Genomic DNA, 16,520 nt, shown 5'->3' with positions numbered 1-16,520 from the left:
GAAGGTCCGCCTGCCGTTTGACGGTTCGACCGTTAGACCGTTAGACACGCGCGTATCCTGCCCCCCATGCATTCCCTCCTGGCATCCCTACGCGGCCAACTCATCGTGAGCGTGCAGGCGGACGAGGGCAGCCCGCTACGGGACACGGCCCTCATCGTGGCGCTGAGCCGGGCGGCGCTGGTGGGCGGGGCGGCGGGCTTGCGGCTGCGGAGTGGCGAGGACATTCGGGCGGTGCGGGCGATTGCGGGGAACGTGCCCATCATCGGCCTGACGAAGAACAACCATCCCGACACCGACGTGTACATCACCGCCACGCCGGACGAGGTGCGCGAGGTGGCCGGGGCGGGCGCGGACGTGGTGGCCTTCGACGGGACGGACCTGCCCCGGCCCTTTACGGTGGGCGAACTCGTGGGAGCCACGCACGCGGCGGGCGCGTTGGCGATGGCCGACATCAGCACGCTGGAGGAGGCGCGGGCGGCCCTCGCGGCGGGCGCGGACATCGTGGGCACGACGATGAGCGGGTACACGCCGCACAGCCCGAAGCAGCCGGAGCCGGACTTCGCCCTGATGGACGCCCTGCGCGAGGGGGGGCTGCCCTTCATCGCCGAGGGGCGGCTGAACACGCCGGAACTGGCGGCGGAGGCGTTGCGGCGGGGTGCTCATGCGGTCGTGGTGGGGAGCGCGATCACCCGCCCGGACCACGTGACACGGTGGTTCGTGGGGGCGGTGCGGGGGGCGTGAGGGCACGCCGGGCCAAGCGGTAGGCGAACGGCAGGGCGGCGAGCGCGAGCGTCCCGGCGAGCAGGTTGGGCGGCAGCCCCACCCCGAAGGCGCGCATCACGGGCATGTCCGGCTCGTACAGCGTGCTCGTGGTGGGCACGAGGGCAGCGACGTACAGAAAGCCGATGAGGGCCAAGGGGACGAGCGCGGCGACACGCAGGTGAAACGGAGCGTCCTGTCCGGGCCGCCACAGGAGTCACAGCCCCAGTCCGCCCAGCGCCGCAAAGGCCACGAACCCCATGACGAGGTGGCCGTATCAGGAGGGTATGGGCGCGTGCGGCGGCCATGCCGGGTGGTAGAGGTGAGTCGCATTCGCGTCGATGAGCACGCCGCCGAAGCCGAAGAGCAGGATGAACGTCAGGACGAGTTGACCGGGTTGAGCGTGGGCCGCACGTCACCCCTCGCGGTCAGGACCAGGGGCCAGGCGGCGGGCCACCGGGGGCAGCAGCGAGACCAGCATCACCCCGGCGAGCAGCCGCGCGGTCACGACGACGCTCTGCGGCTGTCCCGCCTTGATCGCCACCCCGGAGAAGGCCCACACGAAGACCGCCCCGTACACGGGGTCCCGCCACGCGAAGCGCCCGAGCAGGCCGATGGCCGCGCAGACGGGCAGCATGATCAGCGCCCACGCCGGGGCACTCAGGCCCAGGCCCGTGAAGCCCAGCACCTCCAGCGCCGAGGCCACGGTGAGGACGGTCGCCACGGTGAGCCACCCGGCATACAGGCTGGCGGAGACGCGCAGGACGCGTTCGAGGCCATGCACCCGGACTCGCGGAATCTCCAGCGCGTGGTACAGCCACAGCGCCGTCAGGAATTGTCCGATCAGCACGGCGGTGGACGCGAGACGCCACTCCCGCTGGGTGGCAACGAACCATACGAAGTTGAAGCCCATGTTGACGATCAGGGGCAGCCGGGCGCGGGCGTAGCGCGGATTGTCCCGGCCCGCCCCGAACGCCTGCGCGGCGGCCAGTCCGAGCAGGCCCGGATAGATCGCGCTCCAGATGCCGAACGCGCCGTTGGTGGGCTGAATCAGAATGCCCGTGTTCTGCCGGTCGGAAAGCTGTTCGATGGTCGGCCCGAACCAGCCCCGCGTCCCGCTGAGGACGCCCAGGCCCACGCTGAGAAAGGGCACGACGAGGGCGGCGAGGCGCAACGCACCGCCAGGTTGCCGATCTTCGGGCACGGCGGGCACAGTCGCGGGGGCCGAGCCGACCGCCGCCCCACTCAAACGGCCCGTCACCTGCCGCACGAGGTCGCGGGCAGCGTCCACTGCCGCCGTCGCCACCCGCCGCAGGACCCGGCCCGCCTCCTGCCCGGCGGCCAGCAGAGCCTGGGGCAGGGTGAGGGCGCGCAAAGAACGTACTCCGGTCATAGAGTCCTCCTCGGGGGCGATACGACTTCCTATCCAACAAATCAACCGACCGTTCGATTGATTGAACTACAGTACACTCCTGGGAGGAGGGCAGGTTGTGGCGTCGGGCACACGTTCCAAAAATCCACTTGGGCGTCCCAGGCGGCCCGCAGCGGGCGACGGTGGCACCGACACGCGGGCGACCATCCTCGACCGCGCCGAGGAGTTGCTGGCCGGGCGGGGGTACGCGGGGATGTCGATGGATGACGTGGCCCGTGCGGCGGGCGTCACGAAGGGCACGCTCTACCACCACTTCCCGGAGGGCAAGGACGCGCTGATCGTGGCGGTGGGCGACCGGAGTCTGAGGCGTCACGGGGAGGGGCTGGCGGCGGCCATCTCGTCGGCGGGGGACGCTCGGGCCGGGCTGGAGGCGGTGGCCCGCTGGGTGCTGACGAACAGCGGCGGACCCGAACGGCTCCTGCGGGACAGTGGCCGCTTCCTGCCACCGGAACAGGCCGAGAACATGCGGCGGGGCTTCATGACGCGGATGTACGGGCCGGTGCGCGAGCTTCTGGAGGGCGGGGTTGCCCAGGGTGAGCTACCTCCCCACGACGCGGAGTTCGTGGCCTGGGCCTTTCTGGGCCTGCTGGCGGAGTTCGCCGAGCTGCAACACCTCCTCGCACGCCCCCGCCTCGCCGAGCAGATCGTGAGCCTCATGTTGAATGGCATCGGGGCGGAATAGGTCATCCCAAGTCGTCACGGCAGGGAGTCGTCGTGCCACGTCAACCACGGGGCGCGCGTGCCGGAAGCGGAGAAGTGGAGGAAGGCGGTAATTCCTTCTTCGAGCGGGACGACTCACGACGCGGGGAACTCGTCCACCTGCCCGTTACTCAGAACGAATCCAGAGACCGCCTTGTTCCGGTCCTCACCCTCAGCCGCCCGCGTCGTCCAGCCGGGATGCTCGCCCTCCGCGTCGGGCAGGTGCATCAGGAACGCCTCCAGCCCGTTGCTGAGGAGGCACAGATTGCCGTGCGGCGGATTCTCCAACCAGACTTCGGCGGGGCGGCATTCCCGGAGAGGTGCTAAAAGCTCGCGCAGTTCTTCCACCCCGCGAACCTGAATCCCCTTTCCAGCAAGAATCAGAAGGCACACTCCCACTCGCCAACTGTAGCTGCCCGCCCGGACATGAGACGCGGCCCCTATCCTCTCAGACGGGTTCAGGAAGCTCACGCTAGAGTCTGAGGCACGCCTCAAGCCCACTTCACCCACGTCCCCAAGGAGTGCCCATGAAGAAGTTCCTCGTGACCGCCGCCCTGCTGACCCTCGGAGCGGCCTCCGCCCAGAAGACGCAGATGGAGTTCTGGACGATTGCCCTCGCGCCCCTGTTCAACGACGAGATGAACCGGCTGGTGGCCCAGTTCGAGAAGGAAAACCCGAACGTGGACCTGAAATGGGTGGACGTGCCCGCCACCGCCATCGAGCAGAAGCTGCTGGCCGCCATCGCCTCGGGCCGCCCGCCCGCCGCCGTGAACCTCGCGTCGGACATGGTGGTGAAGATGATGGACCAGGGCGCGCTGGAACCGATGACGTTGACGGACGCGCAGCGCAAGACGTACTTCCCGGCGGCGCTGGGCACCTTCACCTTCGACGGCAAGGTGGCGGGCGTGCCGTGGTACTGGGCACCGAAGGTCGTGGCGTATAACACCGACATCTTCCGCAAGGCGGGGCTGGACCCGGCCAAGCCGCCCCGCACCATCCAGACGATGATTGCGGCGGCGCGGCAGATCAAGGACAGGACGGGAAATTACGGCTTCATGCCGAACATCAACAACCTGAACATGCTCGTCCTCTTTCAGGAGGCGGGGCTGCCCATCTTCGACAAGAGCGGCGGCAAGGCGGTGTTCAACGGCCCCGAGCACGTCAAGCTCCTCCAGACGTACATGGACCTGTACAAGAAGGGCTATTTCCCCGAGGACACCATGCGCCGGGGCTTCACCGCCGCCACCGAGCTGTACTCCAGCGGCAAGCTGGGGATGCTGATCACCGGGCCGCAGTTCATCCTGCGCGTGGAGAACGACAACAAGGCCGTGTACGACGTGACGCGGGTGGCCCCGTACCCCATCAACCTCGCCGGGAACGTCATCCATACGCCGCTGATGGGCTTTTCCGTCCCGAAGGGTGCCCGTGACAGGGCGCTGGCGCAGAAGCTCGCCCTCTTCCTCACGAGCGACGTGAACCAGCTCGCCTTCTCGAAGGTCACGAAGACGACCTTCCCCAGCACCGTGAAGGCCAGCACCAACGCGTTCTTCAAGCAGGGCGGCCAGAACGCCGTCGATCAGGGCAAGCTCGTCGCCAGCACCGAGCTGAAAAAGGCGCGGGACCTGACGCTGGTGTACCCGGACGCCAGCCGCCTGAACAAGGTTTTCAAGGACAACATCGAGTCCGCCATGAGTGGGCAGAAGGGTGCCAAGCAGGCCCTCGATGACATCGTGAAGGCGTGGAACGCGAGCCTGTAAGCGGAGTGATGAGCACTGAGGAATGAGAGATAAGGGGCGGCGCGTGGGCCTGGGAGACTGGGCCGCGTGCCGCCTCCGTTTGGTCTCTGTTCTCTATTCGACTTCGGGAGGCGTTGAGATTCAAGCTCTCTTGAGTGCCATGCTCGTTCACCCCCACCCGGCCTCCCCCCTCAAGGGGGAGGAGCTAACAGCACAAGCTCCTGCTCTTCTTTCTCCCTCTCCCCTTGCGGGAGAGGGGTGGCGAGCCTCGCTCGCCCTTCTTCCCCTCCGAGGTCAACCCATGCGCTTAACTGGCAGTCTCATCCTTCCGTTGCTCCTCTCCCCCGCCCTCGCCGCCCCCCTCCCCGTCACCCCCGTTCCCGCCGCTCGGGCCATTCAACCGGGCGCGACCCTCACACCGCAGCCGAAGAGGGCGGAGTTTCCAACCGGGACGCTTCCCCTCTCCGGCCTCGGCGTGCGGGTGGTCGGCAACGCGCCGGAGTTGGGCTGGGCGGTGCGCGACCTGCGGACCGAGTGGAAGACGCGGCTGGGGGCTGGCCTGCCCGACGGGGGCAGCCGAAGCGTCGTGATCGGCACGCGGGCGGACGCGGGATTGGCGGCGCGGGCGAAGGCGGCGGGCCTCCTCACCGAGGCGGCGGAGGGGTACGCGCTGTGGGTGGACGCGACGGGGGCCTACGTGGTGGGCGCGGATGCGAAGGGGGCGTACTCCGGCGCGCAGACGTTGCGGCAACTCCTCACGCCGGGCGGGCTGAGGTTCGCGCGGGTGCAGGACGCCCCGGCGTTGAGGCAGCGGGTGGCGATGCTGTATCTGGACTCCTCCAGCCAGCCCGTGAACGACCGCCTCATCCCCATGCTCGCGCAGCTCAAGTACAACGCCGTGCTCGTCATGTCCAACTATGTGCAGTGGGATGTGGCGAAGGCGGGCGGCTGGGCACATCCCGGCGGCGCGACGAAGGCGGAGGCGGCCCGCGTGGCGCGGCTGGCGCGGGAGCATGGGATGGAGGTCATCCCCCTCATCGAGACGCTGGGGCACGTCGGCTGGATGTTCCACGGGGGGCGGAACCTCGACCTCGTGCAGGACCCGGACTCGCAAAGTCCCTTCGCCTACGACACGCTCAACCCACAGACCTACGAGCGCGTCGTCTTGCCCGTGCTGCGCGAGGCGGTGGAGGTCTTCAAACCGAAGGTGCTCCACATCGGTCACGACGAGGTGAGGAACCGCGACCGCTTCCCCGCGCGGGCGAACGGGAAGGCGGTAGGCTTCGAGAAGCTGTTCGTGGACGACATGCTTAAGCTCCACGGCTTCCTGAAGTCCAGGGGCGTCGGGACGATGATCTGGCACGACGCGGCCTTCGCGGACAGCGTGGTGGATACCCTCCCGGCGCGGTTGCCGAAGGATATTCAGGTCGCCTACTGGAACTACGAGCCGGGGGCCGACTTCCCGATGCTCGCGCGTATCAAGGCCGCCGGATTCCCGGTGCTGGGCGCGTCGTGGCACGAGCCGGGCAACGCCGAGGGGCAGGCGCGGGCGGCGGCGGGAGCCGGGGCCGTCGGCATGATTCAGACGCGCTGGGCGGGCTACTTCGGCAACGGCAGCCTCTGGGACGGGGCCGCCGAGCAGAGCGTGGCCTACGTGCGGGGCGGGGCGAGCTTCTGGAATCCGGCTGGAAAACCAGTGGACGCAGAGGCCGTGTTCCGCGACCTCTACGCGCCGGGCACCTACCGGAATACGGTGGGCCACCTCGTCAACCTCACGCCGCTCGTGACCCGCAAGCTCACCGACGAGGGCGGGAAGGGCTGGATTCTCAAGGGGCCGGACACCGACCTGCGGAACCTTCCGACCGGGACCGTGCGGGTGGGTGCGTACCGCTTCGACGTGCGCGGGGCCGTGATGCTGCGGGGGAACCGGGCGGCGGCGCGGGAGTTGCCGGAGCGGGTGACGGTGGAGCTGGGCCGCAAGGCCGAGGCGCTGGCCTTCCTCCACACGACGGGCTGGCCCGCCGCCACGAACCGCGAGGTCGTGGGCCGCTACGAGGTGCGCTACGCGGACGGCTCGGTGCAGAACGTGCCGCTGGAGTACGGGCGACACCTCCGCGCGTGGACGGACACCGTGCCCACTAGCCTCGTCGCCGCGCCGGGCTGGGCGGGCAGGACACGTGACGGGCTGGAGGTCAACGTGCCCGTGCTGGAGTGGACGAACCCCAAGCCGGGTGTGGCGATTCAGAGCGTGACGCTGGTGAGCGAGGGCAAGGGGGCCAATCCGACCCTGATCGGGCTGACGCTGATTGGGGGCGGGAGGTAACACCTACTCCGGCTGCACCGCCACCGTGCCGAGGCCGAGCGCGATGTACACGCCCCCGGTCACGTACCTCTGCCGCCGCGCGAAGACCCGGTTGCCTTGCAGCCGCTTGCCGACCGCCCCCGCGAGCAGGGCATACACCCCGTCGCTGAGGGTCGCCAGCACGAGGAACAGCGCCCCGAGGGTCAGGGTCTGGAGGGCGACCGGGCCGCGTTCCGGCTGGATGAACTGCGGCAGGAAGGCGAGGAAGAACAGCGCCGTCTTGGGGTTGAGCGCGTTGACGAGGGCACCCTGCCAGAACACCTAACTCAGCCTCTTCGGAGCCGGGAGGTCGGGCGTGTGAACTTCCTCCTGGGAGAACAAAGTCCTGACGCCGAGGTAGACGAGGTACGCCGCGCCGAGGTACTTCACGGCAGTGAACAGCAGCGCGGACGACAGCACGAGCGCCGAGAGGCCGACCGCCGCCGCGAGGACGTGGAGCAGCCCGCCCACCTGCACCCCCAGCGCGGAGACCAGCCCCGCCCGCCTTCCCTGGTGCAGACTCCGCGCGACGATATAGAGCACCGAAGGGCCGGGCACGACGAGTAGGGCGAGCGCGGCGACGACGAAGAGGGCGAGGGTGGACGGGTCGGGCATGGGGGACCTCCGGTCTGGGTCCAGTTAGTCAGCCTGAGGAGGGCGTGTCAAGTTCGCGGCGGCAAGAGCACCATTCCCATGCGACGATCAGGCCGATGAGCGAGGCGTTGCGGCTGATGGCAGACTATGAATGCTTTCCCCTGTGGTCGGAGGCCGGGAACGCGGACCCGCCGACGCTGTGCCTTTCGCCGGGGCTGACAGCGCGCCTCCTCAATTGGGCAGAGGCTTACGACTCTACGCTCGACCTGAGTGACGCGCCTGCTTCTCTGCCGATGCGCGCGGCCTTCTTGCGGGCTGGAGAGGACGAGTGGCACGCCTTCGAGCGTGAGGAGCACACCTCTTGCGGGAACTGCGGGAAGCTCGGCCCGACCTGCGGATGACGTACTACAGCGTCCTGCTGGGCCGTTCCGTAGAGCCGGAGACGGATGAACTACTCGACCTCTTGAACGACATCGGAGAGGTGGTGGGCGTGCTGTGGCGCTCGGCGTCCGAGGGCGTGCGGCACAAGAGGAGCGTGGTGGGCTTTCTGCGGAACCGGGCCGGGGAAGTCTTCATCCCACGTCGGGCGAGCCACAAGACCCGTTGGCCGGGCGCACTCGACTTCAGCGTGGGCGGGCTGGTGCTGGCGGGTGAGTCCTGCGACGACGCCTTCCTCCGCGAGACACGGGAGGAACTGAATCTCGACGTGGAGGCGTCTTCCTGGCGGCGGGTCGGAACGTTTAGCCCTCTCGACACGACCCTGCGCTGCTTCACTCACGTCTACGAGGTGCCCACCGAGACCACGCCTAACCTCAACCCGGACGACTTCAGCGGCGGCGAGTGGCTGACGCCGAACGAGATCAGGAGGCGGGCAGCAGGGGGAGAGGCGGTGAATGGAGACCTACTGGAAATTGTGAACTTAATGTTCGGCAAGCAGTGACGCCGCCTTCTCTTGCATTCGTATGGCAGAAGGGCGACAACTCCGGGGACTTGTGTTGAACTGTCCCCGATGACTGGTCAAGAACGTCTGTCGGTGGCGATTGTGGGCGGCTCGGGGTACGCGGGCGGGGAGTTCCTGCGGCTGGCGCTGGGGCACCCCCACCTCCACGTGACGCAGGTGACGAGCGAGCGCAGCGCGGGGCAGCCCGTGGCCCTCGTCCACCCGAATCTGCGGGGCCGCACGAACCTCAAGTTCCGCAGGGCCGCCGAGCTGGAGGAGGCGGAGATCGTGGTCCTCGCCCTGCCGCACGGGAGCGCGGCAAAGCGTCTCGCCGAGTTCGAGGGCAAGGGGCGCGTGATCGTGGACCTCTCCGCCGACTTCCGGCTGAAGGACCCGGAGGTGTACCGGGCGACCTACGGGGAGGACCACCCGACGCCGGAGAGGTTGGGCGAGTGGGTGTACGGCAACCCGGAGCTGCACCGGGGGGAGTTGCGCGGCGCGACCCGCATCGCCTGCGCGGGGTGCTTCGCCACGGGGGTGATTCTGGCGCTGTATCCCCTGCTCAAGCTGGGTGTGCTGCTGCCGAAGGACATCATCGCCACGGGCCTCGTCGGGTCGAGCGCGGCGGGGTCGAGCGCGACGGAGGCGAGCCACCACCCGGAGCGGGCGGGGAGCCTGCGCGTGTACAAGCCCGTCGGGCACCGCCACACCGCCGAGGTTCAGCAGGAGTTGCCGGGCAACTTCCCCCTCCACCTCACGGCGATCAGCACGCCGCGCGTGCGGGGCATCCTCACCACGGTTCAGGCGTGGATTCCCGACGGCTACTCGGACCGGGACGTGTGGAGCGCCTACCGCGAGGTGTACGGGGCCGAGCCGTTCATCCGCATCGTGAAGGTGGCGAAGGGGATTCACCGCTACCCCGACCCCATGCTCCTCGACGGCACGAACTACTGCGACCTGGGCTTCGAGATGGACACCGAGTCGGGCCGCGTGGTCCTGATGAGCGCCATCGACAATCTCGTGAAAGGCACGGCGGGGCACGCCATCCAGAGCCTCAACGTCGCGCACGGCTGGGAGGAGCCGACGGGGCTGGAGTTCGCGGGGCTGCATCCGGCCTGAGAAGGTTGACCCGACCCGGCTTCTCCCCCTCAACCTGTTCTTCCAAAACGTTCGAGAGAAGAACAGGGTCATGCTGAGCGCCCCCAAGCATCTCACCTCATGACAGGAGGCCCTTCGCTGCGCTCAGGGTGACAATTCTTCCTTCGTCAACTGCTTCTGGCGACGGGCGACCCCTCTACCCCGGCGGCACCCGTACGATGCTCAGCATGTAGCGCCCGAGGGCCTGGATCGCCTGATAGAAGCGGCCAAACTCGATGGGCTTGACGACGTAGCTCGCGGCGTGGGCCTGGTAGGAGCGCAGGATGTCCTCCTCGGCCTGGCTGGTGGTCAGCATGATGACGGGGATGGTCATCAGGTCGGGGTCGCGCTTGAGCAGGGCGAGGAGTTCGAGGCCGTTCATGCGCGGCATGTTGATGTCGAGCAGGATCACGTCGGGGCGCGGGGCCTCCTCGTCCTTGCCCTCGTGGCGCAGAAAGGCGAGCGCCTCCACGCCGTCGCGGGCGATGTGCAGCCGGTTGGCGATGCCGGCGGCGGCGAAGGCTTCCTCCGTGAGCAGGATGTCCGCCTCGGTGTCCTCGACGAGCAGAATCTCGATGGGGGTGGTCTCGGAGCTGAGCATCGGTGGGTCTCCCGTCCTTCGCCCCGTAGTGTCCTCTACGGTCGTGTTTGCAGCCCCCGGAAGCACTTCACGTTCCCGACACGCGGTCTTGGCGAACTCTTGAGGTGGGACGGGGGAGTCGCCAGGAACCAGTTGTCAAGAGCAATGGGCAGAAGAACTCTTGTGACCCTGAGCGCACCGAAGGGCCTCATTTCTCCCGTTTCTAGATGCTTCGCTGACGCTCAGCATGACCCTTCTCGCCACTGCTTTAGAGCTGTGCAAAGGCGAAGGCCTTGTCATCAGCCTTCTGCCTTCTGCCTTCTGCGTCTTCTGCGGACACCCTCCTCAGCACGGACCGGACCCGACCCCGGTTTTTCTGGCGACTGGATGCTGGCGACTCCGTATGCCCTAGCCTGAGCGCATGAACCTCCTCCAAGCCTCCCTCGCAGGCGGGTCCGCCTTTCGTGAGCCGTCGCAGTTGCTGGACGGGCTGACTCTCGCAGTCGCCTCGCGGGCCGTGCCGGGCGTGCCGTACACGCTCGCGGACGTGCTGACCCACCTCGCCGTGACGGGCCGGGCGAGCCTCGACCTCGCGTCGGGGGGGCGGCAGACGTGGCCGGAGGGATTGGACGTTTGGCCTGATCCGCCCACGACCGAGGAGGGCTTCCGGCGACTCGTGGACGACCTCACCCTGGGACTGGCGGAGGCGCAGGTTCTCGCGGGCGACCCGTCCAGCCGGGCGCGCGACGTGCTGACCGACCTCGCGGCGCACAACGCCTACCACTGGGGGCAGGTGGCGTTGCTGCGGCGTCTGCTCGGCGACTGGCCGGAGGGGGACGAAGCGTGAGGGTCCATGTGGGGAGCCGGAACCCGGCGAAGGTGCGGCCCGTGCGGGACGTGTTCGGGGCATGGTGGCCGGACGCCGAGGTGGAGGGGGTGGACGTGCCGAGCGGCGTGCCGGGGCAGCCCGTCGGGGAGGCGCAGACACGCGAGGGGGCGGTGAACCGGGCGCGGGCGGCCCTCGTGGGCGCGGACTGGGGCGTGGGGCTGGAGGGCGGCGTCACCTTCGAGGGGGAGGAGGGACGGCTCTTCGGGTTCGTGGCCGTGGCGCGCGGGGGACGGGTGGAGGTGGCACGGTCGGCGGAGGTGCGGCTGCCGCCCGTCGTCGTGGCGCGCGTCCGGGCGGGCGAGGAACTGGGCCGGGTGATGGACGAGTTGCTGGGCACGGTGGACGTGAATCGCGGCGTGGGGAGTTTCGGGGCGCTCAGCCGGGGCTTTGTGACGCGGGCGGACGTGTGGCGGCAGGCGGTCGCGTTCGCTACGGTCCCCTTCCTGGAGGCCGGGTTGTACGCTGAGCCATGACCCCAGACGCGCAGGTGACGAACAACGAGGCCGCCCGCCGCTACGAGATCACGCAGGACGGGCGGGTGGTGGGCTTCGCCGAGTACCGCCCCGCCGGAAGCGCGGTGATGTTCACCCACACCGAGATCGAGGAGGGCCACGAGGGGCAGGGTCTGGGAAGCACCCTCGTCCGCGCCGCGCTGGACGACGCCCGCACCCAGGGGCGGCAGGTCGTGCCCATGTGCCCCTTCGTGGCAAATTACATCCGCGAGCACCGGGAGTATGTGGACCTCGTGCAGCCGGGGCAGCGGGGGGTGTTCGGGTTGTGAGGAAGCCGCCAGCGGCCAGCTTCCAGCCGCCAGCAGGGCAGACGGGCTTGTGCTCTCCTCCTGTGTGAGTTGTCCCCGCCGTGGGAACGCACGGTTGACCTGCGACTGAAGGCGCAGAGTCGGGAGTATGACGGTCTCCCCCACCTCCTCCCCCGGCGTGCCGTGGCTCACGCGGTTGACGCTGCTGCTCACCGCCGCGCTGACGATCATGAGCGGGGCGACCATCGCGCCCTCGCTGCCCGCAATGCAGGAGCATTTCGCGGGGTTGCCGAACGCCGATGTCCTCGTGCGGCTGACGGTGACGGTGGTGGGTCTCGCCATCGCGGTGAGTGCGCCGCTGAGCGGATATCTCACCGACCGGGTGGGGCGGCGGCCTGTGCTGGTCGGGGCGATGCTGCTCTACGCGCTGGCGGGGTCGAGTGGGCTGTACGCGCCCGACCTCACGACGCTGATGCTGGGGCGGGTGCTGCTCGGCCTCGCGGTGGGGGCGACGATGACGGCGGGGGCGGCGCTCGTGGCGGACCTGTTCGCGGGAACGGAGCGGGCACGGTTCCTGGGGGTGCAGAGTGCCTTCACCAGCCTCGGCGGGGTGATCTTCCTGCCGCTGGGTGGGCTGCTGGCGGAGGTGGGGTGGCGTGCCCCCTTCGCGGTGTACCTCGCGGCCCTGCTCATCGTGCCGCTGGCGCTGCGGCTGCCGCGCGGGGAGGCGGCGGGTCCGGCCACGGCGGAGGCGGCGAGCGAGCGGGTGCCGTGGCGCACGGTCCTCCCGGCCTACGCGGTTGCGCTGGCGTACATGGTCGTCTTCTACCTGATGCCGACCCAGCTTCCCTACAGGCTGGGCGGGCTGGGCGTTCCCCCGGCGTGGACGGGCTTCGTGATGGGCATCAGCACCTTGTCGGGCGGGGTCGCGGCCCTGTGGTTCGCGCGGCGCGGTGGCACGCGCACGCCGACCCGCACGGCGGGGCTGAGCCTGCTCGCGCTGGCGGTGGGATGGGCGATGGTGAGCCTCGCGCCCTCCGCCCTCTGGGTCGTCCCCGGCCTGATCGTCGGTGGGGCGGGGGCGGGGCTGGTGACACCGAACCTGACCACCTTCCTCGCGGACCTCGCCCCGGCGCACGCACGCGGGCGGGTGATGAGCGGGCTGTCGGCGAGCGTCTTCCTGGGGCAGTTCCTCTCGCCGCTGCTCGCGCAGCCCTTCGTGCGCGGGGGGGACGTGGCCCCCACCTTCGCGGCGGGGGCGGGCGGGGCGGTGCTGCTCGGCGCGGTCCTCCTCGCCGTGAGCTGGAGATTGGCCGCGCGCCGGGCGCTGGCGGGGTGACGCTATCCTGACGCCCATGATCGTCGTCAAGGTGGGCGGAAGCGCCGGAATCGACTATGACGCCGTGTGCGCCGACCTCGCCGCGCGGTGGAAGACGGGGGAACGCTTCGTCCTCGTCCACGGGGGCAGCGGGGAGACGAACCGCATCGCCGAGGCGCTGGGGCACCCGCCGCGTTTCGTCACCAGCCCGAGCGGCTACACGTCGCGCTTCACGGACCGCGAGACGCTGGAAATCTTCGAGATGGTGTACTGCGGCAAGATGAACAAGGGCATCGTCGAGCGGCTGCAACGCCTCGGCGTGAACGCGGTGGGCCTCTCCGGGCTGGACGGGCGCATCTTCGAGGGCCGCCACAAGGACTCCGTGCGGGCGGTCGAGAACGGCAAGGTCAAGGTCCTGCGCGGCGACCACACGGGCACGGTCGAGCGGGTGAACGTGGACCTCGTGAACCTGCTCCTCGGCGCGGGCTACCTGCCCGTCCTGACGCCCCCCGCCGCGAGCTACGAGGGCGTGGCGATCAACGTGGACGGCGACCGGGCCGCCGCCGCATTAGCGGTTGCACTGAAGGCCGACGCCCTGCTGCTCCTCTCCAACGTGCCCGGCCTGCTGCGCGATTACCCGGACGAGGCGAGCCTGATTCGGGAGATTCCCGCGAACGACGTGGAGAGCTATCTGGAGTTCGCGCAGGACCGCATGAAGAAAAAGGTTCTTGGGGCTGCCGAGGCGGTGCAGGGCGGTGTGCGGCGCGTGATCTTCGGGGATGCGCGGGCGGGCGAGCCGGTGAGCGCGGCGCTGGGGGGAGTGGGAACGGTGGTGAGTTAAGCCGTCAGTAAGGCGGCGTGCGCCACGGTCGGGGAGATGAAAGACCCGGAGTTACGCGCCGCCGAGGAAGAGGTGCGAGAGGCGCAGAGGAAAGTTCTAGCTGCCCATATGGAGAAGTGGGAGGAGCGGGGGCCACAGTGGTGGTGGCGGGTTGCGGTCCTTGTTTGCACCGCAGGGTTGGGCTATGCGCTTACCCTGGCGGTCTTCTTACTACGAGAGGGCGTTGTATGGCAAAAACTTCTCTCACCCGCGCTCATTGCCAGCCTCCCACTCTTCCTTCGGCTCTTACCCCCTACCAATCGTCTTCTCCGACGTTTTGACACGGAACTTCTACTTGGCCTCGTCGTGGGGGTCGTGCTGGCGGTCCTCTTCGTCCTCTTTCTATACTGACGGCTGTAGGGGCCTCACCTCTTCGCACGGCGTTATCCTCACCCCCATGCGGGGAGCGGTTCTTGTGTGGCGGGCGGCAGCCCCCCGCCTGTGGCATCACCTCCCGCGCCTGATCGTGGTGAATGTGCTGTGGCTGGTGGCGTCGTGGCCGCTGCTCACGCTGGGGGCGGCGACGCTGACGGCCTACGCCTGGCTACGCCGCGCCGTGTTGGAGGTGGAGGACGAGCGGCGGGAGGGAGCGTCCGTTCCCGAGGAACCGTACTCGTCGCTGCTGCCCCTCCTGCGGCGGCTGTGGTGGCCGGGCAGCCTGTGGACGGGGCTGAACGTGGCGCTGCTCGTGCCGTTGGGAGGCCTCGCGCTGGGGGCGGCGCGGTCGGGGACGCTGGCGGGCACGGCGGCGGGAATCCTTGCCCTGTATGTGGCGTGGTTCTGGCTGGCGCTGCAACCGTTCTTTCTGGACGCTCTGGCCGAGGGAATGCCGCTGCCACGTGCTCTGGCAGAAGCGGTGCAGATCGTACTCGCCTATCCCGCTTACAGTCACTTCAGCGCCCTGCCGCCACTCCTCCTCGCCGGGCTGGCGTGGTGGTTCTCGTCCCTGTGGGCGACCGTGGGCGTGACGGCGCTGCTGCTGTACTGGGCGTGCGTGGCGACCGGGGACCCCGCGCCGCGCCGCAGCCGACCCGTGCGCGACGTGCTGTGAGGCCGAGGTGTAAAGGATGAGCGCATGGCGGATGAATGCGCCCCCCGGTAGGATGGGCGAGTCAGACGGGCGCGCGAAACATAACCGAGGACTCCGGCCAGCACAGGCGGGACCGTCCCCCTCCGCGCCCCGGCTCGCTGACCGATACGAGGTTCGACATGAAAAAGACGTTGTTTCTGCTAACGGTGGCCCTGTTGGGTCAGGCGGGCGCGCAGGCGGTGACGCTGGACCTGTGGGCACACTGGGGGTCCGAGCAGCGCCGCCCGACCATCAACCGCATCATCGAGACGTGGAACAAGAAAAACCCGAATATTCAGGTCAAGTACACCTTCGTGCCCTTCGACCAGCTCCCGACGAAGACGCTGGCCGCCGTCGCCGCGAAAAGTCCGCCCGACGTGGTGGTGATCGATATCCGCACGACGCCGCTGCGGGCCGCCAAGAATCAGGCGAGCAACCTCAGCCGCCTCGGGGCCGAGAGCCTGCGGGCGCAGTTCTACCCGAACCTGTGGGCGACGGCGACCTACAAGGGCGACCAGTACGGCCTGCCCTTCGTGACGGACACGCGCTTCCTGTACTACAACAAGGACCTCTTCCGGGAGGTCGGCCTCAACCCGAACAAGCCGCCGAAGACGTGGGAGGAGCTGGACGCCTACGCGCGGAAGCTCGACAGGAAGACCGGGCCGGTGTACAGCCGCATCGGCTTCCACCCGCTGTACGGCAACTTCGGGCTGGAGAGCTGGGTGGCGAACGCGGGCGGCAGCATCTGGAACGAGGACCTGACGGCCCCGCGCTTCACCAACCCGACCGCCGTGCGGACGCTGGGCTGGCTCAAGGACTGGACCGACCGCCTCGGCGCACGCAACGTGCAGGCGTTCAGGAGCAGCTTCGGCAGCGGGGCGCAGGACCCCTTCATCACGGGCAAGCTGGGCATGATCGCCGACATCGGCGGGTACGCGGCCACCCTGAAGCGGTACGCGCCGAACCTGAACTACGGCATGGTGCGGATGCCCACCCCCACGGGCCAGCCGGGGCCGGGCACGTCCTCGGGCGGCGGCTTCAATCTGGAAGTTCCCGTCGGCTCCAAGCACCCGAAGGAGGCCTACGCCTTCGCCCGCTGGATGGCGACCGAGGGCGCGCGCATCTGGGCGGTGGAGCAGAACGACTTCCCCGGTGCCAAGAACGCCTCTCTCAGCGTGACGACGCCCGCCTTCCGCCTGATGTCGGCCAACATGAAATACACGCTCGTCTCCTCGGCCCCGCCCCTCGCGCCCGGTTACGCCAGCCTGCTCGAAAAGAGCGTGGAGGACGCCGTGTACCGTGGGCAGGACGCGCGGCAGGCGCTGGAAGAGGCGCAGACGCAGGTACAGCGGGTGATTGACAGCAACAAGTGAGGCAGGAGGGCTG

The 16,520-nt window shown here is 69.0% G+C and carries 19 protein-coding genes and 1 pseudogene; 15 read left to right on the top strand and 5 right to left on the bottom strand.

Annotated elements, in window-relative coordinates:
• Positions 1-66: 66 nt before the first annotated feature.
• A complete protein-coding gene (locus V3W47_RS14520; protein WP_331825941.1) occupies positions 67-741 on the top strand; it encodes an N-acetylmannosamine-6-phosphate 2-epimerase in 675 nt (224 codons plus the stop codon).
• Here the strand turns inward: V3W47_RS14520 and V3W47_RS14515 are convergent.
• Together V3W47_RS14515 and V3W47_RS14510 are read right to left on the bottom strand one after the other, a co-directional pair.
• The gene (locus V3W47_RS14515; protein WP_331825940.1) at positions 686-916 is read right to left on the bottom strand and encodes a hypothetical protein; all 231 of its coding nucleotides are present in this window, start codon (positions 914-916) and stop codon (positions 686-688) included. The genes V3W47_RS14520 and V3W47_RS14515 overlap by 56 nt on opposite strands.
• A gap of 258 nt (positions 917-1,174) precedes the next feature.
• Positions 1,175-2,152, bottom strand: a complete 978-nt coding sequence (locus V3W47_RS14510) for a TspO-related membrane protein (RefSeq protein ID WP_331825939.1) — start codon at positions 2,150-2,152, stop codon at positions 1,175-1,177.
• Between the two features lie 97 nt (positions 2,153-2,249).
• On the opposite strand from V3W47_RS14510, the gene V3W47_RS14505 reads away from it, so the two are divergent.
• The gene (locus V3W47_RS14505) at positions 2,250-2,873 is read left to right on the top strand and encodes a TetR/AcrR family transcriptional regulator (protein WP_331825938.1); all 624 of its coding nucleotides are present in this window, start codon (positions 2,250-2,252) and stop codon (positions 2,871-2,873) included.
• 113 nt (positions 2,874-2,986) lie between these two features.
• Here V3W47_RS14505 and V3W47_RS14500 read toward each other — a convergent pair whose 3' ends face one another.
• Complete coding sequence (locus tag V3W47_RS14500; protein WP_331825936.1) at positions 2,987-3,178, bottom strand: hypothetical protein; 192 nt, start codon at positions 3,176-3,178, stop codon at positions 2,987-2,989.
• Positions 3,179-3,417: 239 nt separating this feature from the next.
• On the opposite strand from V3W47_RS14500, the gene V3W47_RS14495 reads away from it, so the two are divergent.
• On the top strand, positions 3,418-4,647 hold the full coding sequence (locus tag V3W47_RS14495; RefSeq protein ID WP_331825935.1) for an ABC transporter substrate-binding protein: 1,230 nt from the start codon (positions 3,418-3,420) through the stop codon (positions 4,645-4,647).
• A 310-nt stretch (positions 4,648-4,957) separates the two neighbouring features.
• On the top strand, positions 4,958-6,949 hold the full coding sequence (locus V3W47_RS14490) for a beta-N-acetylhexosaminidase (protein WP_331825934.1): 1,992 nt from the start codon (positions 4,958-4,960) through the stop codon (positions 6,947-6,949).
• A 3-nt stretch (positions 6,950-6,952) separates the two neighbouring features.
• On the opposite strand, the pseudogene V3W47_RS14485 reads toward V3W47_RS14490, so the two are convergent.
• Positions 6,953-7,582: pseudogene (locus V3W47_RS14485) on the bottom strand (LysE family translocator).
• Between the two features lie 95 nt (positions 7,583-7,677).
• Between V3W47_RS14485 and V3W47_RS19755 the strand changes: the two are divergent.
• The 3 genes from V3W47_RS19755 to argC all read left to right on the top strand — a co-directional run bounded on the left by V3W47_RS19755 (position 7,678) and on the right by argC (position 9,620).
• On the top strand, positions 7,678-7,962 hold the full coding sequence (locus V3W47_RS19755) for an immunity protein CdiI family protein (RefSeq protein ID WP_503623869.1): 285 nt from the start codon (positions 7,678-7,680) through the stop codon (positions 7,960-7,962).
• Positions 7,923-8,501, top strand: a complete 579-nt coding sequence (locus V3W47_RS14480) for an NUDIX hydrolase (protein WP_331825933.1) — start codon at positions 7,923-7,925, stop codon at positions 8,499-8,501. The genes V3W47_RS19755 and V3W47_RS14480 overlap by 40 nt, the downstream gene beginning before the upstream one ends.
• A gap of 69 nt (positions 8,502-8,570) precedes the next feature.
• Positions 8,571-9,620 (top strand): N-acetyl-gamma-glutamyl-phosphate reductase, encoded by a 1,050-nt coding sequence (gene argC / locus V3W47_RS14475; RefSeq protein ID WP_331825932.1) that lies wholly within the window; start codon positions 8,571-8,573, stop codon positions 9,618-9,620.
• A 175-nt stretch (positions 9,621-9,795) separates the two neighbouring features.
• Here argC and V3W47_RS14470 read toward each other — a convergent pair whose 3' ends face one another.
• The gene (locus V3W47_RS14470; RefSeq protein WP_331825931.1) at positions 9,796-10,239 is read right to left on the bottom strand and encodes a response regulator; all 444 of its coding nucleotides are present in this window, start codon (positions 10,237-10,239) and stop codon (positions 9,796-9,798) included.
• 400 nt (positions 10,240-10,639) lie between these two features.
• Here V3W47_RS14470 and V3W47_RS14465 point away from each other — a divergent pair, with 400 nt between their 5' ends.
• The 8 genes from V3W47_RS14465 to V3W47_RS14430 all read left to right on the top strand — a co-directional run bounded on the left by V3W47_RS14465 (position 10,640) and on the right by V3W47_RS14430 (position 16,507).
• Complete coding sequence (locus V3W47_RS14465) at positions 10,640-11,065, top strand: DinB family protein (protein WP_331825930.1); 426 nt, start codon at positions 10,640-10,642, stop codon at positions 11,063-11,065.
• The gene (gene yjjX, locus V3W47_RS14460; RefSeq protein ID WP_331825929.1) at positions 11,062-11,580 is read left to right on the top strand and encodes an inosine/xanthosine triphosphatase; all 519 of its coding nucleotides are present in this window, start codon (positions 11,062-11,064) and stop codon (positions 11,578-11,580) included. Before V3W47_RS14465 ends, yjjX begins: the two co-directional genes overlap by 4 nt.
• A complete protein-coding gene (locus V3W47_RS14455; protein WP_331825928.1) occupies positions 11,577-11,888 on the top strand; it encodes a GNAT family N-acetyltransferase in 312 nt (103 codons plus the stop codon). The genes yjjX and V3W47_RS14455 overlap by 4 nt, the downstream gene beginning before the upstream one ends.
• A 127-nt stretch (positions 11,889-12,015) precedes the next feature.
• The gene (locus V3W47_RS14450; protein ID WP_331825927.1) at positions 12,016-13,206 is read left to right on the top strand and encodes an MFS transporter; all 1,191 of its coding nucleotides are present in this window, start codon (positions 12,016-12,018) and stop codon (positions 13,204-13,206) included.
• Between the two features lie 16 nt (positions 13,207-13,222).
• Positions 13,223-14,026, top strand: a complete 804-nt coding sequence (locus tag V3W47_RS14445) for a [LysW]-aminoadipate kinase (protein ID WP_331825926.1) — start codon at positions 13,223-13,225, stop codon at positions 14,024-14,026.
• A gap of 36 nt (positions 14,027-14,062) precedes the next feature.
• On the top strand, positions 14,063-14,416 hold the full coding sequence (locus V3W47_RS14440; RefSeq protein WP_331825925.1) for a hypothetical protein: 354 nt from the start codon (positions 14,063-14,065) through the stop codon (positions 14,414-14,416).
• Between the two features lie 46 nt (positions 14,417-14,462).
• Complete coding sequence (locus tag V3W47_RS14435) at positions 14,463-15,116, top strand: hypothetical protein (RefSeq protein ID WP_331825924.1); 654 nt, start codon at positions 14,463-14,465, stop codon at positions 15,114-15,116.
• A 158-nt stretch (positions 15,117-15,274) separates the two neighbouring features.
• Positions 15,275-16,507 (top strand): ABC transporter substrate-binding protein, encoded by a 1,233-nt coding sequence (locus V3W47_RS14430; RefSeq protein ID WP_331825923.1) that lies wholly within the window; start codon positions 15,275-15,277, stop codon positions 16,505-16,507.
• The last annotated feature ends 13 nt before the right edge of the window (positions 16,508-16,520 follow it).

This window comes from Deinococcus sp. YIM 134068, assembly GCF_036543075.1.
Classification (GTDB): domain Bacteria; phylum Deinococcota; class Deinococci; order Deinococcales; family Deinococcaceae; genus Deinococcus; species Deinococcus lichenicola.
Note: the sequence above shows the minus strand (reverse complement) of the source record. Positions and strands in the feature narration are given on the sequence as shown.